15 protein-coding genes are annotated in these 14,766 nt (G+C 62.7%); 7 read left to right on the top strand and 8 right to left on the bottom strand.

Going from position 1 to position 14,766, the window contains the following annotated elements:
- Positions 1-46: 46 nt before the first annotated feature.
- The 7 genes from LDZ28_RS08265 to LDZ28_RS08295 are packed head-to-tail and all read left to right on the top strand — an operon-like array spanning position 47 to position 7,258.
- A complete protein-coding gene (locus LDZ28_RS08265) occupies positions 47-577 on the top strand; it encodes a putative toxin-antitoxin system toxin component, PIN family (protein WP_244825451.1) in 531 nt (176 codons plus the stop codon).
- A 35-nt stretch (positions 578-612) separates the two neighbouring features.
- Entirely contained in the window at positions 613-1,794 is a 1,182-nt protein-coding gene (locus tag LDZ28_RS08270; RefSeq protein ID WP_244825453.1) for a pyridoxal phosphate-dependent aminotransferase, read from the top strand.
- Positions 1,795-1,838: 44 nt separating this feature from the next.
- A complete protein-coding gene (locus LDZ28_RS08275; RefSeq protein ID WP_244825454.1) occupies positions 1,839-3,371 on the top strand; it encodes a 3-hydroxyacyl-CoA dehydrogenase in 1,533 nt (510 codons plus the stop codon).
- Positions 3,368-4,156 carry an oxepin-CoA hydrolase, alternative type gene (locus LDZ28_RS08280; RefSeq protein ID WP_244825456.1) on the top strand — a complete coding sequence of 263 codons (789 nt, stop codon included), beginning with the start codon at positions 3,368-3,370 and terminating at the stop codon, positions 4,154-4,156. Before LDZ28_RS08275 ends, LDZ28_RS08280 begins: the two co-directional genes overlap by 4 nt.
- Position 4,157: 1 nt before the next feature.
- The gene (locus LDZ28_RS08285; protein ID WP_244825458.1) at positions 4,158-4,883 is read left to right on the top strand and encodes a histidine phosphatase family protein; all 726 of its coding nucleotides are present in this window, start codon (positions 4,158-4,160) and stop codon (positions 4,881-4,883) included.
- Between the two features lie 42 nt (positions 4,884-4,925).
- Positions 4,926-6,008 (top strand): phosphotransferase, encoded by a 1,083-nt coding sequence (locus LDZ28_RS08290; RefSeq protein WP_244825460.1) that lies wholly within the window; start codon positions 4,926-4,928, stop codon positions 6,006-6,008.
- A 23-nt stretch (positions 6,009-6,031) separates the two neighbouring features.
- Positions 6,032-7,258, top strand: a complete 1,227-nt coding sequence (locus LDZ28_RS08295) for an acyl-CoA dehydrogenase family protein (RefSeq protein ID WP_244825462.1) — start codon at positions 6,032-6,034, stop codon at positions 7,256-7,258.
- Between the two features lie 27 nt (positions 7,259-7,285).
- On the opposite strand, the gene LDZ28_RS08300 is transcribed toward LDZ28_RS08295, so the two are convergent.
- The 8 genes from LDZ28_RS08300 to LDZ28_RS08335 all read right to left on the bottom strand — a co-directional run bounded on the left by LDZ28_RS08300 (position 7,286) and on the right by LDZ28_RS08335 (position 14,755).
- Positions 7,286-7,747, bottom strand: coding sequence for a MaoC family dehydratase (locus tag LDZ28_RS08300; protein WP_244825464.1), 462 nt, complete (start codon positions 7,745-7,747; stop codon positions 7,286-7,288).
- Positions 7,748-8,863, bottom strand: coding sequence for an acyl-CoA dehydrogenase family protein (locus LDZ28_RS08305; protein WP_244825466.1), 1,116 nt, complete (start codon positions 8,861-8,863; stop codon positions 7,748-7,750).
- 9 nt (positions 8,864-8,872) lie between these two features.
- Complete coding sequence (locus tag LDZ28_RS08310) at positions 8,873-10,069, bottom strand: acyl-CoA dehydrogenase family protein (RefSeq protein WP_244825467.1); 1,197 nt, start codon at positions 10,067-10,069, stop codon at positions 8,873-8,875.
- 44 nt (positions 10,070-10,113) lie between these two features.
- Positions 10,114-10,554 carry a DUF1178 family protein gene (locus LDZ28_RS08315; RefSeq protein ID WP_244825468.1) on the bottom strand — a complete coding sequence of 147 codons (441 nt, stop codon included), beginning with the start codon at positions 10,552-10,554 and terminating at the stop codon, positions 10,114-10,116.
- Positions 10,555-10,792: 238 nt separating this feature from the next.
- Positions 10,793-11,401 carry an NUDIX domain-containing protein gene (locus LDZ28_RS08320; RefSeq protein WP_244825469.1) on the bottom strand — a complete coding sequence of 203 codons (609 nt, stop codon included), beginning with the start codon at positions 11,399-11,401 and terminating at the stop codon, positions 10,793-10,795.
- Positions 11,402-11,449: 48 nt separating this feature from the next.
- On the bottom strand, positions 11,450-11,767 hold the full coding sequence (locus tag LDZ28_RS08325; protein WP_244825470.1) for a DUF2818 family protein: 318 nt from the start codon (positions 11,765-11,767) through the stop codon (positions 11,450-11,452).
- The gene (nuoN, locus tag LDZ28_RS08330; RefSeq protein WP_244825471.1) at positions 11,767-13,239 is read right to left on the bottom strand and encodes an NADH-quinone oxidoreductase subunit NuoN; all 1,473 of its coding nucleotides are present in this window, start codon (positions 13,237-13,239) and stop codon (positions 11,767-11,769) included. The genes LDZ28_RS08325 and nuoN overlap by 1 nt, the downstream gene beginning before the upstream one ends.
- 25 nt (positions 13,240-13,264) lie before the next feature.
- Entirely contained in the window at positions 13,265-14,755 is a 1,491-nt protein-coding gene (locus LDZ28_RS08335) for an NADH-quinone oxidoreductase subunit M (RefSeq protein ID WP_244825472.1), read from the bottom strand.
- Between the last annotated feature and the right edge of the window lie 11 nt (positions 14,756-14,766).

Here is a 14,766-nt window from a genome sequence, read left to right on the forward strand (position 1 = left end):
CGTCAAACGAGCGGCGATCATAGGCATAAACCCCCAATTGTATCGAATGGAAAATTCCGCCGCGCTGCCCGTGCAAGCGCTCACGCCCGCCTCCGCCTTACGCGTGGTGCTCGATTCCAACGTGTGGATCGACATCCTCGTATTCGACGATCCCGCCACGCGCCCGATTCGCGCCGCGCTCGAAGCAGGCACGCTCGAAGCGCTGATCGATCCGCGGTGTCTCACCGAACTCACGCGCGTGCTCGACTATCCGCAGTTCGTGCGCTTGAACGTCGACAAGGAAGCGGCGCTTGCCATCGTCGCGCGGCTTTCGACCTTGATCGCGCCGCGCACGCAGGAAGGCGAACGGCCGCTGCCCAAGTGCCGCGACCGCGACGACCAGAAGTTCCTCGAACTCGCGCAGGCTTCTCGCGCGGACTGGCTCGTCTCGAAGGATCGCGCGGTGCTGAAGCTCGCGAAGCGCATCGCGCGGGATTTTGCGTTTCGTATCGGCGAACCCAAACCTTTCGTCACCGCATTCGAGGCACGATTCGAGGCACCGCAGGCCACGTCCGCGCACATTGCAAGCGCTGTTTAGAATAGCAACCCTACCCGTCAGCACACGTCCACGCCATGAACGCCACGCACGAACTGCCACAGACCCCGCCCGAGCTGTCCTTTCCGTCGCGTCTGCCCAATGTCGGCACGACCATCTTCACGGTGATGAGCGCGCTCGCCGCACAGAAGGGCGCGGTGAATCTCGGTCAGGGTTTCCCCGATTTCAACTGCGACCCGCGCGTCGTGGATGCCGTCGCCAACGCCATGCGCGACGGCCACAACCAATATCCGCCGATGGCGGGCGCCGCGCCCTTGCGTCAGGCCATCGCGCGCAAGATCGACGCGCTCTACGGCCGCGCCTACGACGCCGACCGCGAGATCACCGTGACCGCCGGCGCGACGCAGGCCCTGCTCACGGCGGTGCTGTGCTGCGTGCATCCGGGCGATGAAGTCATCGTCATCGAGCCGACGTACGACAGCTACGTGCCGTCCATCGAGCTCGCGGGCGGCAAGCCCGTGTTCGTCGCGCTCGAAGCGCCCGACTACGCGCTGCCCTTCGACAAGATCGCCGCCGCGATCACGCCGAAGACGCGCCTTCTGATGATCAACACGCCGCACAATCCGACCGGGCGCGTCTGGCGCGCGGCGGACATGAAGAAGCTCGAAGAGATCGTGCGCGATACCAACGTGCTGATCCTCTCCGACGAAGTCTACGAACACATGGTCTACGACGGCGCGCCGCACGAAAGCGTCTCGCGCTATCCGGAACTGGCCAAGCGCAGCTTCGTCGTGTCGAGCTTCGGCAAGACCTTCCATGTGACAGGCTGGAAAGTGGGCTACGTCGCCGCGCCCGCCGCGTTGACCGCCGAATTCCGCAAGGTGCATCAGTTCAACGTGTTCACGGTGAACACACCCATGCAGGTCGGCCTCGCGCATTATCTCGAAGACCCGAAGCCGTATCTCGAACTGCCCGCGTTCTATCAGAAGAAGCGCGACTTTTTCCGCGCGGGTCTCGCCGATACACGCTTCAAGCTCCTGCCTTGCGACGGCACGTATTTTCAGTGCGTCGATTATTCGGCGATCAGCGACATGCCCGAAGCCGACTTCTCGCAATGGCTCACGAGCGAGATCGGCGTCGCGGCCATTCCGGTGTCGGCGTTTTATCACGAGAGTCACGAATCCGGCGTCGTGCGGTTCTGCTTCGCCAAGAAGGAAGAAACGCTGGCGCTCGCCTTGCAAAGGCTCTCGAAACTCTGAGCGGGGCGCGGCGAATTCAATCACGTAGAGGAGACATCCGCATCATGAGTTCGCAGGAATACGCAATCGGAACGCTTGGAATCGTCGGCAGCGGCGCGATGGGTCGCGGTATCGCGCAGATCGCGACGCTCGCCGGACTCACCGTGCGTCTCTTCGATGCCAATCCCGTCGCGCTTGCCGCCGCGCGCGAGTATCTGTCCGAAACGCTATTGAAGCTCGCCGCCAAGGGCAAGATCAGAGAAGCCGATGCGCACGCCGCGCTCGCCAACGTGCACGACGCACAGGACGCGAGCGAACTCGCGGATTGCGACGTCATCGTGGAAGCGATCGTCGAAAATCTCGACATCAAGCGCGAACTGTTCCGTGAACTCGAAGCCGTGGTGAGCGCGCGCTGCATTCTCGCGTCGAACACTTCGTCACTGTCGATCACCGCAATCGCGGCGGGCTGCTCGAAACCGGAACGCGTCGCGGGCTTCCACTTCTTCAATCCCGTGCCGTTGATGCGCGTGGTCGAAGTCATCGACGGGCTACGTGGCGATCCGCGCGCGGGCGATTCACTCATGGAACTCGCGCGCCGCATGGGTCACACGCCGGTGCGCGCGAAGGACATGCCGGGCTTCATCGTGAATCACGCGGGACGCGGCATGAACACCGAAGGCCTGCGCGTGGCGAGCGAAGGCGTGGCGAGTTTCGCGGACATCGACCGCATCATGCGCGAGCAGGCGGGCTTTCGCCTCGGGCCGTTCGAATTGCTCGATCTCACCGCGCTGGATGTCTCGCATCCGGTGATGGAGTCGATCTATCACCAGTTCTATGAAGAGCCGCGCTTCAGGCCTTCGCCGATCACGGGCACGCGGCTCGCGGGCGGGCTGATCGGGCGCAAGACGGGCGAAGGTTTCTATCGATATGCCGATGGCAAACAAATCGCGCCGCCCGAAGCCGAAGCGCCTACCCGCTTGCCCAAGCGCGTGTGGGTGAGTCGGGCGTCGCAAAGCGCTTATGAAGCGGTGCGCGCGCTGCTTCCCGCATCGGTTGAACTCGATACCGACGCAACGCCCGCTTCGGATTCCTTGATCGTGGTCACGCCGCTCGGCTTCGATGCGACCACCGCCGCCGTCGCCGAAAAGCTCGACGCCACGCGCGTCGTCGCCATCGACACACTCTTTCCCTTCGATACCGCCGCGCGCCGCACCATCATGACGACGCCCGCGACCACGCCCGCCATGCGCGACGCGGCGCACGCGCTCTTCGCCGCCGATGGCGTGCCCGTCACCGTGATCCGCGACTCGACCGGTTTTGTCGCGCAACGCGTGGTGGCAACCATCGTGAACATTGGCTGCGATATCGCGCAGCAAGGCATTGCGACGCCGTCCGACATCGATCTCGCCGTCATGCTCGGCCTCGGCTATCCGCGCGGACCGCTCGCACTCGGCGACGCGCTCGGCGCCGCGACCATCCTCACGATCTTGCAGAACATCCACGGCGTGATCGGCGACCCACGCTACCGGCCTTCGCCCTGGCTCGCACGCCGCGCGAGGCTCGGACTTTCGCTTACCCATATCGAGGAGCTCAGATGAGCGCCGAACTGCTGACCTACCGCCCTGCCGGGAGCGACACCACGCTCGTGCTCAAGCTGTCGAATCCGGGCGCGCGCAACGCCCTGCATCCGGATATGTATGCGGCCGGCATCGAGGCGCTCAGCACGGCCGAGCGCGACACGTCGGTGCGCACCATCGTGCTGACGGGCGCGGACAACTTCTTCTGCTCGGGCGGCAACCTGAACAGGCTGCTCGAAAATCGCGCGAAGGATGAATCGGTGCAGGCCGAGAGCATCGACTTGCTGGGCGAATGGATCAGCGCGTTGCGGGCATCGACCAAGCCGATCATCGCGGCCGTGGAGGGTGCCGCGGCCGGCGCGGGATTTTCGCTTGCGCTCGCGTGCGATCTGATCGTCTCCGCCGACGACGCGCGCTTCGTCATGTCGTATGCGCGCGTCGGCCTCACGCCCGATGGCGGCGCTTCGTGGTTCCTCGCGCGCGCCTTGCCGCGCACGCTCGCCAGCGAAGTCCTGCTCGAAGCGAAGCCGATCGGCGCGGCGCGTCTGTATGAAGTGGGCGTGGTCAACCGGCTGACGAAGAAAGGCATTGCGCTCGATGCCGCCATCGCCTGGGCCGACGATCTCGGCAGCGTGTCGCCGAAAGCACTCGCACGCATCAAGTCGCTCATCAACGCGGCGGACGTGCAGCCGCTCGCCGCGCATCTCGACATGGAACGCGACAGTTTCGTCGACGCCCTGCATCACGGTGACGCGCTCGAAGGCATTACCGCGTTCCTCGAAAAGCGTCAGCCGACTTACCGCTGAGATGGCTCAATACCAGTTGCCCAAACGCCGCCGCATCTATCTGATGCGCCATGGCGACGTCACGTATTTCGACGACAGCGGCCGCGCAATCGACCCGGAAAGCGTGCCGCTCAACAAACGCGGCCGCGAGGAAGCAAGCGCGGCTGGACGCGTGTTTGCCGCGCAGAACATTCGCTTTGACCGCGTGATCGTGAGCGGCTTGCCGCGCACGCGCGAAACGGCGCAGCGCGTGCTCGCCGAAACGGATCAGCCAATCGAGCCGGAAGTTTGGCCGGAGTGGCAGGAGATACGCGGCGGGCGGCTCGCGAGTCTCACGACGCAGGATATCGAGCGCGCTTTTCTTTCCGTGTTCGATGGCGTGGTGCCCGAAGAGACGCGCTTTCTGGGCGGCGAAAGCATTGGCGAGCTGCTCGATCGCGCGCTGCCCGCCATGACGAAGCTGCGCCGCGATGCCTCATGGGACACGGTGCTGCTCGTGCTGCACGGCGGCGTGAATCGCGCGTTGCTGTCGCATGCGATCACGGCTGGCGGGCGCGCGTTCTTCGGGCATCTGTCGCAGGCGACGGGCTGCATCAACGCGCTCGATGCCGGCGACAAACCCGGCGACTGGGTCGTGCATGCAATCAATCATTCGCCGCCCTCGCCGCTTCATGCCGACGTGCGTCACACGACGATGGAACTGCTGTACGCGCAGTTTCTGCGCTTCAAGGCCGACGAGATGGACTGAAGCGCGACGTCCTGGCGCACCACAAAAATATGGGAGGAGACGATGCCAGACAACGAAACCGATTTCGCAGCGTTCGAAGGAACGCGTCCGGTGCACGAGAGCCAGCGCTTCGATAGCGACGCGCTCGCCGCGTGGCTTGCCGCGCACGTTGAAGGATTCAGCGGCCCGCTCAAGCTGGAGCAGTTCGCGGGCGGCCAGTCGAACCCGACCTTCAAACTCGTCACGCCCACGCGCGCTTATGTCATGCGCTCGAAGCCCGGGCCGGCCGCGAAGCTCTTGCCATCGGCGCATGCAATCGAGCGTGAATATCGCGTGATGCACGCACTCGCCGCCACGGATGTCCCCGTCGCGCGCATGCTCGCGCTGTGCGAGGACGAGAGCGTGATCGGCCGCGCGTTCTATGTCATGGATTTCGTCGAAGGCCGCGTCTTGTGGGACCCGTCGCTGCCCGGCATGTCGGCCGACGAACGCGCCGCGATCTACGGCGAAACCAATCGCGTGATCGCCGCGCTTCATACCGTCGATGTAGCAGCGGCCGGACTCGCCACCTATGGCAAGCCTGGCAACTACTTCGAGCGGCAAATCGGACGCTGGAGCAAGCAGTACGTCGCGTCGCAAACCGAATCAATCGACGCAATGGACCGCCTGATCGAATGGTTGCCGCGGCATATCCCGCAAGTCGAGGCGCGCGTCAGCATCGTGCATGGCGACTTCCGGCTCGACAACCTGATCTTTCATCCGAACGAGCCGCGCGTGCTTGCCGTGCTCGACTGGGAACTCTCCACGCTCGGCGATCCGCTCGCCGACTTCGCGTATCACTGCATGGCTTGGCATGTCGATCCATCGCAGTTTCGCGGTATCGCGGGACTCGACTGGACCGCGCTCGGCATTCCCGACGAAGCCGCCTACGTCGCACGCTATTGCGAACGCACGGGCTTTGCGATCGAAGGCGACTGGAACTTTTACCTTGCCTACAACATGTTCCGCATCGCCGCGATTCTGCAAGGCATCATGAAGCGTGTGGTCGATGGCACCGCCGCGAGCGCGCAAGCCGCCGATGCGGGCCGGCGCGCGCGGCCGATGGCCGAACTTGCCTGGCACTACGCCCAGAAAGTCGGCCACTGAAGACGGAAAAGAGGAGACGAGCGATGAATTTCGACTACACGGAGAAGGTGCACGCGCTGCGTGAGAAGCTGCTCGCCTTCTTCGACGCGCATATCTATCCGAACGAACACGCCTTCGCCGAGGAGATCGCGGCCAATCGCGCAGCGGGCAACGCATGGGTGCCGACGCGGCTGATCGAAAGCCTCAAGGACCACGCACGTCGCGAAGGACTGTGGAATCTGTTTCTGCCGGCATCGGCGCGTGGCGCGGGTCTCACGAATCTCGAATACGCGCCGCTCTGCGAAATCATGGGTCGCGTACCGTGGGCGCCCGAAGTCTTCAACTGCAATGCGCCCGATACCGGCAACATGGAGACCATCGAACGCTATGGCACCGACGCGCAAAAGGCGCAGTGGCTCGAACCGCTTCTGCGCGGCGAGATTCGTTCGGCGTTTCTGATGACCGAGCCGGAAGTGGCGTCGTCGGACGCGACGAACATCCGTTGCAGCATCACGCGCGATGGCGACGATTACGTCATCGATGGCCACAAGTGGTGGTCATCCGGTGCGGGCGATCCGCGCTGCAAGGTGTATATCGTGATGGGCAAGACCGATCCCGATGCGCCGCGCCACGCGCAACAATCGATGATCCTCGTGCCTGCCGATGCAGCGGGCATCACGGTGCGTCGGCCGCTCAATGTTTTCGGCTACGACGACGCGCCGCACGGCCACATGGAGATTACGCTCGAGCAAGTGCGCGTGCCGGCCGCCAACTTATTGCTCGGCGCCGGACGCGGCTTCGAGATCGCGCAAGGGCGGCTCGGGCCGGGGCGCATTCATCATTGCATGCGGCTCATCGGTCTCGCCGAACGCGCGCTCGAACTGATGACGAAGCGCACGCTGTCGCGCGTGGCGTTCGGCAAGCCGATTGCGCGGCAAGGCGTGACGCAAGAGCGCATCGCCGAGGCGCGCATCATGATCGAACAGGCGCGTCTGCTCACGCTCAAAGCTGCCTACATGATGGACACCGTTGGCAACAAGGGCGCGCGCGGCGAGATCGCGATGATCAAGGTCGTGGCGCCGAACATCGCGTGTCAGGTCATCGACTGGGCGATACAGGCGCACGGCGCGGCCGGCATCTGCGACGACTTTCCGCTCGCTTATGCGTATGCTTCGGCGCGCACGCTGCGGCTCGCGGATGGGCCGGACGAAGTGCATCGCAATGCCATCGCGAAGCTCGAATTCGGGCGGTATTCGGAAGCGCGCGATTGAGCGAGGAAGACGGCCTAGCCGCGCCCTTTAGCTCGCTTGCGAACCCGCGTCGCGCAACCCGAACAGCGCCGCCGAATCCACCGTCAGCACCAGTTCGCCATCCTGGTTATGCGCTTCCCAGCGCGTGGCGACGATACCGCGATCCGGCTTGCTCTTCGACACGCGCTTGTCCAGCACGCGCACCGTAAGCCGCACCGAATCGTCGACGCGCACCGGCTTGATCCAGCGGATATTGTCGAGACCGGGCGAACCCATCGAGGTCGAATCGGCGAGCATGTCGCGCACGAGAATGCCCATCATCGCGGAACAGGTGTTCCAGCCGCTTGCAACGAGACCGCCGAAATGCGACGCCTTGCCCGCTTCCTCCGACAGATGGAACGGCTGCGGATCGTAACGCTTCGCGAACTCGATGATCTCATCGCGCGTGAACGTGTGGGCGGAGAGCGTCACCGCATCACCGACTTCGAAATCTTCATAGGCGTAGGTCATTCAAGCTCCTTCCAGGTCATGAAACGCAGGTTGCGACGCAAAACGCGCGAGGTGGTAGTCCACGTCGCCGAGCGTCGTCTCGATGATCGACAGCCGTTTGAACCAGTGCGCGGCGGGCATCTCGTTGGTCACGCCCATGCCGCCGTGCAACTGCACCGCCTGTTGCCCGACGAAGCGCGCCGCCTGACCGACACGCGCTTTCGCAGCGGAAATGGCCTGCGTGCGCGTGGCCGCGTCGTCGCTGGCGTAACGCGCAGCGGCGAGATACGTGATGGAGCGTGCCTGCTCGGTGTGGATCAGCATGTCCACCATGCGATGCTGCAGCACTTGAAACCGCGCGATGGGCGCGCCGAACTGCTTGCGCTCCTTCGTATAGTCGACGGTCGCGCGATCGAGCGCATCGAGCGCGCCGAGGGCTTCGGCGCAAAGCAAAAGCGTGGCGTAATCGGCGATCTTCGCGAACGTGGCCGCGCCGCCGTTCAAACGCGTGGCTTGCGTGTTCCTGAAGACGAGCGTCGCGGCGCGCTGACCGTCGATCGTGCGGTAGTCGGTGACATCGACGTTGGCGGCATCGCGCGGCACCAGAAAGAGCGCAACTTCATCGCCGAGACGCGCGGGCACGATCCAGTAATCGGCCTGCGCGCCGTGCTGCACGACCGACTTCCTGCCGTCGAGCGTATGGCGTTCGCCTTGCTTGCTCGCCGTAGTGCGAAGATCGAAGAGATCGTAGCGCGCGTGCGGCTCGTTGAACGCCAACGCCATCCTGAGTTCGCCACGTCCGGCGCGCTCGAGCAATTCGCCCTGTTCCGCCGATGCCGCGAGCCGCAACGCTTCGATGCCGACCGCAGTCGCCCAATAAGGCTCGACGACGAGCGCGCGCCCGAGCTCTTGCATCACGACGAGCATATCGACGGGCCCACCATCGAAACCGCCTTGCGCTTCGGGAACGGGCAGCGCCAGCAATCCGAGTTCGGCAAACGCGTTCCAGTGCCGTGCATCGACGCCCGCTTGCGACATGACGATCTTCTGCCGCGCGTCGAACGAATATTCGCGGTCGAGATAGCGGCGCAGTGCATCGCGAAACTGCTGCTGTTCATCGGTGAAATCGAAGTCCATGCGCGCTCCTCAAAGGCCCAGAATCATCTGCGCGATGATGTTCTTTTGAATCTCGTTCGAGCCGCCATAGATCGACGTCTTGCGAAAGTTGAAGTAGTACGCGGCAAGCGGCGCGGCATCGTCGTCGCTGGTCTGGCTCGCGTCGCGCTCGCCTTCGAGGTACGCGGGATCGAAGCCGGCCGCTTGCGGTCCGGCCGCTTCGAACATGAGTTCGGTCAGCGCCTGCTGCACTTCCGTGCCTTTGATCTTCAGCATCGATGCTTCGGGCCCCGGACCTTTTGCATCCGACTTGCTTGCGATCACGCGCTGCACCGTCGCTTCGAGGGCCATCAGTTCTATCTCGAGCGCGGCGACTTTCGCGGCGAACAAGGGATCGTGCAAAAGCGGCTGGCCGCGGCTCGTGCGTTCGAGTGCAAGCCGCTTGAGAAAGCGCAGTTCACGCTTCGATTGCCCCACGCGCGCAATGCCCGTTCGCTCGTGCCCCAGCAAATACTTCGCATACGTCCAGCCGCGATTCTCCTCGCCGACGAGATTGGCGGCCGGCACCTTCACGTCGTCGAAAAAGACTTCGTTGACTTCGTGATCTTCGTCGAGCGTGATGATCGGCCGCACGGTGATGCCCGGCGTTTTCATATCGATCAGAAGGAACGAAATGCCCTCCTGTTTCTTGGCCTCGGGATCGGTACGCACGAGGCAGAACATCATGTCGGCATGTTGCGCGAGCGTGGTCCACGTTTTCTGACCATTGACGATGTAGTGATCGCCCTGTCGCTCGGCGCGCGTGCGCAACGAAGCGAGATCGGAACCGGAGCCGGGCTCGGAATAGCCCTGACACCACCAGTCGGAGCCATCGAGAATGCGCGGCAGATAGCGAGCCTTTTGCGCGTCGCTGCCATATTTCATGAGCACGGGCGCGACCATCGATACGCCGAATGGCAGGACCATCGGTGCGCCCGCGCGCGCGGATTCTTCATCCCAGATATGACGCTGCGTGGCGTTCCAGCCGGGACCGCCGTACTGCTTCGGCCACGCGACCGCCGACCAGCCGCGCTCGCCGAGCAGCTTGTGCCAGTTCACGAAGTCTTCGCGAGTCAGACGCTTGTGATTGAAAACCTTGTCGCGCAATGCGCGCGGCAGGCTGGCTTCGAGCCAGTTACGGATGTCGGCGCGAAAGGCTTCGTCCGCAGGGGAATGATCGAGATTCATACGCTGTGTCTCCTGTGTAGCCGACCACACGAGACACCGCTGATTTACTGCAGCGGCTCTTTCAGTGCGGCCGGAACGGGCAACGGCAATACGTCGATCCCTTCTTCCAGCAAGGCATGCGTTTCTTCGGGCGTCGTCACGCCGCGGATATTGCGCGCGGGCGCTTCATCGTAATGAATGCGCCGTGCTTCCTCGGCAAAACGATCGCCCACGTTCTCGGTCTTCTCGATCAACTCGCGCATGAACTGAAGCGCGCGCGCCTGAACGCCCGCCGCATCCGGCGATGCTTCCGCCGGTACCGCGCGGTCGTTGCGCGCCGTCGAAAGATTCAGACGCGGCGCCGATGGCATGCGGCTCACATCCGTCTCCGAACAGACCGGACACGCAACCAGCTTGCGCGACAGTTGCGATTCGAACTCTTCGGCAGAAGCGAACCAGCCTTCAAACCGATGTTCATGCGAGCACTTTAAATCGAGGACCTTCATGCTGATGGGGACTTCCGGGAAGTTTATCTCAAAACTATCGATTGTGAACGGTCGTTCGTAAAGACTGATCTTTTGATTGCTCGACCGGTGATCGATTTTAGCGGTTCGAGAGTACGGGCGCTTGGCTCACCCATAACGCGAAATGTGGCAGTCTGGCACTGCGCCGAAAATGAACAAGCCCCAAGATCGAATGATCTTGGGGCAAGCGATACGTCTTCAGCGGTTCGACGGATGACGACTACGCCTTCGATTCTCCCAACTCCCACTCTCCCGAGCGCACCTTTTCCAGCCAGAACGCGCCGATGATCGTCTTCACATCGCTGATCGTGCCGTCCTTCACCCACTGCATGAGTTGCGCCGGCTCCGCGATAAACGTCTCGAGAAATTCGCCTTCATCGAGCCGGGCATTGCCAGCGGTGAGACCGCGCGCGAGATAGAGATCGATGAACTCGGTCGAATAGGAGATCACGGGGTGGATACGCGTCAGAAAAATCCACTCGCTCGCGGTATAGCCCGTCTCTTCCAGCAGTTCACGCTTCGCGCATGTCAGCTCGTCTTCGTTGGGATCGAGCTTGCCGGCCGGAAATTCGAGCAGCACTTTTCCTACCGGATACCGATACTGCCGTTCCAGCAAGACGCGACCATCGTCGAATTCCGGCAGGATCATCACCGCGCCCGGATGCTCGACGAATTCGCGCGTGGCGTGCTTGCCGTCGGGCAATTCCACGGTATCGCGCTTGAGCGTCAAAAACTTGCCTTCGTGAAGCGTGACGCTTTCGACCTTCTTCTCGATTAGGCCGTCGTCGTTACCGAAGTTCGCGGTGGAAGAAGCGTTGTGATCTGCCATCTTGAGCCCTATGCCAAATGGCCAAAAGCCGCCGACAGCAACCAGCCGTCAGCGGCGTTTGACAAGATACTGATACGTGAAGCCCGGAAACGCGAACACCACGAAGAGACTGAAGGTAATGGCATAAAACTGCCATTCCTGATCGAAGCGGTTGCCGGCGCGCGCTTCGAGCATGAAGCCGAGCGCGCCGACCGCAAAGTAAAGAATGAGCAACTCGCCGATCCGAATCCAGACGCCCTTCTTCGCCGTCTTGTTCCCATCCGCATGAAGTTTGAGCGGCATGACGGCAAAAAGGCGCTGATTCAGGAACGGCAAGTTGGCGCCGACGAGCGCCAACAGCACGATAAACCATCCCGCTGCCGACATTACAGCGGCAGCGTATGCGTGATCGCTTGCAGGCAAGCCGTCATCAGCGGGCCGGGCACGAGACCGAGCACGAGCACGGCCAGACCGTTGAACGCCAGCAAGGAGCGATTGAGGCTGCCGGCAACGATCGGCGACGCATCTTGCGGCGCGTCGAAATACATCAGCTTCACGATACGCAGGTAGTAGAACGCACCGACCAGCGATGTCAGGACGGCCAGCACGGCGAGCCACGTCAGACCGGCGTTCATTGTCGCTTCGAGCACGGCGAGCTTCGCATAGAAACCGACGGTCGGCGGAATGCCCGCAAGCGAGAACATCATGATCATCATGACGAACGCGAACACCGGGCTGCGCTGATTCAAACCCTTGAAGTCGTCGATCATCTCGGCTTCGAAGTCGCGGCGCGCAAGCAGCATGACCACGCCGAAGGTGCCAAGCGTCGTGACGAGATAGATGATGCTGTAGAACATTGCCGAGCTGTAGGCGCCCGCCGCGCCCGTTACCTTGCCGTCCACCACGCCAGCCAGCAGGCCGAGAAGCACGAAGCCCATGTTGGAGATGGCCGAGTACGCGAGCATCCGCTTGATGTTCTTCTGCACGATACCCGTGACGTTGCCGACGATCAGCGACAGCGCGGCGAGAATCACGAGCATCTCTTGCCAGTCGACCGCGAAAGGCAGCAGACCCATCACCAAGAAGCGCAAGCCCCACGCGAAGGCCGCGACCTTCGGGCCGCCGCCGGTGAGCAAGGTCATTGCGGTCGGTGCGCCTTGATAGACGTCCGGCACCCACATATGGAACGGCACCGCGCCCATCTTGAACGCCACGCCCGCCACGACGAAGATGATGCCGAACAACAGCACCGCGTCGTTGATGCGGCCCGAAGCCACCGCCTTGAAGACTTCACCCAGTTCCAGCGAGCCGGTCGCGCCATAAAGCATGGAAATGCCGTAGAGCAGGAAGCCGGAAGCGAGCGCGCCGAGGACGTAGTACTTCATCGCCGATTCGTTCGCCTGCGGCGAATCCTTGCGAAGCGCGATGACCGCATACAGCGACAGCGACATCAGTTCGAGGCCGAGGTACAGCGTGAGGAAGTTGTTGCCCGAAATCATCACGCACTGGCCGAGCAGCGAAAAGAGGCCAAGCAGGAAGAAGTCGCCGCGAAACAGACCGCGGTCTTCCAGATAGCGCCGCGAATAGATGACCGACACCGCGTAGCCCAGACACACCACCGCTTTCATGGCGCTCGCGAACGGATCGACGACATACATGCGCGTGAAGAAGTAATGCGGCGTCGGGTCGAGTGCCGTGAACGCAAACCACACGCCGACCACGAGGGTCGACACGAGCGCGATCAGATACGTGACACGACGGCTTGGCACGCCGAAGATCGTGTCGTTCAACCAGGCGATGACGACTGCGGCCATCAGGACCGCGTCGGGCAACAGCACACTCATAGGGGCGTTTTGCATGATCTTTTAATTCCTCCGCACGGCGTTACTGATCCAGCGGCAGCTTGGACTGCGCGACGTGGGAGAGCAGGTTTGCCACCGATTCGTGCATGACGTCGGTGAAGGGCTTCGGATGCAGGCCCATGTACAGCGTGAACGCTGCGAGCACCACCAGCATGAACATTTCGCGCTTGTTGATGTCCTTCAGCTTCGCGACATGGTCGTTCGCCACGGCGCCGAAGTACACGCGCTTGTACATCCACAGCGTATAGGCCGCGCCGAGAATCAGCGTGAACGTGGCCAGGAAACCGATCCAGAAGTTGAACTTCACGGCGGCCAGAATCACCATGAACTCGCCGACGAAACCCGAGGTGCCCGGCAGGCCGCAGTTGGCCATGGCGAACAACATGGAGAACGCCGCGAACTTCGGCATGGTATTGACGACACCGCCGTAATCCGCGATCTGGCGCGAGTGGACGCGGTCGTACAGCACGCCGATGGAAAGGAACATCGCGCCCGAGACGAAGCCGTGCGAGATCATCTGGATGATCGCGCCTTCCACGCCAAGCTGGCTGAAGATGAAGAAGCCAAGCGTGACGAAACCCATGTGCGCAATCGACGAATACGCCACCAGCTTCTTCATGTCCGCCTGAACGAGCGCGACGAGACCGATGTAGATCACCGCGATCAGCGACAGCGTGATGACCACGGGCGCGAGAAAGTGGCTCGCGTCCGGCGCGATGGGCAGCGAAAAGCGCAGAAAACCGTACGCGCCGAGCTTCAGCATGATCGCGGCAAGCACGACCGAGCCGCCCGTCGGTGCTTCCACGTGAGCGTCCGGCAGCCAGGTGTGGACGGGCCACATCGGCACCTTGACGGCAAACGCGAGGAAGAACGCTATGAACAGCAGCACCTGCGGCGTCATGCCGATCTTCGCGGCTTGCCACGTGGCGAGGTCGAACGTGTGCGTCTGCGTGTACAGGTACAGCAGCGCGATCAGCATCAGAAGCGAGCCGGCCAGCGTGTACAGGAAGAACTTGAACGCCGCATACACACGGTTCGGACCGCCCCACACGCCGATGATGATGTACATCGGGATGAGCGTGGCTTCGAAGAACACGTAGAACAACAGGCCGTCGGCGGTCGAGAACACGCCGATCATGATGCCCGAGAGAATCAGGAACGCGGCCAGGTACTGCGAGACGCGCTCGGTGATCACTTCCCATGCGGCGATCACCACGATCACCGTGATGAGCGCGGTCAGCACGACAAACCACATCGAGATGCCGTCCACGCCCAGGTGATACGTGATGTTGAAGCGTTCGATCCAGCTCGCCTGCTCGACGAACTGCAACGCGGCCGTCGACGTATCGAAGCCGGTGATGAGGGGGATCGTCACGATCAGCCCGAGCACCGAGCCGATCAATGCGACCCAGCGCGCGGGCGCCGGGTTGTGGTCGTTACCTATAGCCAGGACCAGGACGCCGAATACGATCGGCAGCCAGATCGCGACACTGAGAATCGGAAAAGAGTGCATAGGGTCCCTCG

This window comes from Caballeronia sp. TF1N1 (assembly GCF_022878925.1).
GTDB lineage: Bacteria > Pseudomonadota > Gammaproteobacteria > Burkholderiales > Burkholderiaceae > Caballeronia.

Coding starts and splice junctions, on each gene's coding strand:
- LDZ28_RS08265 (WP_244825451.1), top strand. CDS start 47: ATGGAAAATTCCGCCGCGCTGCCCGTGCAAGCGCTCACGCCCGCCTCC.
- LDZ28_RS08270 (WP_244825453.1), top strand. CDS start 613: ATGAACGCCACGCACGAACTGCCACAGACCCCGCCCGAGCTGTCCTTT.
- LDZ28_RS08275 (WP_244825454.1), top strand. CDS start 1,839: ATGAGTTCGCAGGAATACGCAATCGGAACGCTTGGAATCGTCGGCAGC.
- LDZ28_RS08280 (WP_244825456.1), top strand. CDS start 3,368: ATGAGCGCCGAACTGCTGACCTACCGCCCTGCCGGGAGCGACACCACG.
- LDZ28_RS08285 (WP_244825458.1), top strand. CDS start 4,158: ATGGCTCAATACCAGTTGCCCAAACGCCGCCGCATCTATCTGATGCGC.
- LDZ28_RS08290 (WP_244825460.1), top strand. CDS start 4,926: ATGCCAGACAACGAAACCGATTTCGCAGCGTTCGAAGGAACGCGTCCG.
- LDZ28_RS08295 (WP_244825462.1), top strand. CDS start 6,032: ATGAATTTCGACTACACGGAGAAGGTGCACGCGCTGCGTGAGAAGCTG.
- LDZ28_RS08300 (WP_244825464.1), bottom strand. CDS start 7,747: ATGACCTACGCCTATGAAGATTTCGAAGTCGGTGATGCGGTGACGCTC.
- LDZ28_RS08305 (WP_244825466.1), bottom strand. CDS start 8,863: ATGGACTTCGATTTCACCGATGAACAGCAGCAGTTTCGCGATGCACTG.
- LDZ28_RS08310 (WP_244825467.1), bottom strand. CDS start 10,069: ATGAATCTCGATCATTCCCCTGCGGACGAAGCCTTTCGCGCCGACATC.
- LDZ28_RS08315 (WP_244825468.1), bottom strand. CDS start 10,554: ATGAAGGTCCTCGATTTAAAGTGCTCGCATGAACATCGGTTTGAAGGC.
- LDZ28_RS08320 (WP_244825469.1), bottom strand. CDS start 11,401: ATGGCAGATCACAACGCTTCTTCCACCGCGAACTTCGGTAACGACGAC.
- LDZ28_RS08325 (WP_244825470.1), bottom strand. CDS start 11,767: ATGTCGGCAGCGGGATGGTTTATCGTGCTGTTGGCGCTCGTCGGCGCC.
- nuoN (WP_244825471.1), bottom strand. CDS start 13,239: ATGCAAAACGCCCCTATGAGTGTGCTGTTGCCCGACGCGGTCCTGATG.
- LDZ28_RS08335 (WP_244825472.1), bottom strand. CDS start 14,755: ATGCACTCTTTTCCGATTCTCAGTGTCGCGATCTGGCTGCCGATCGTA.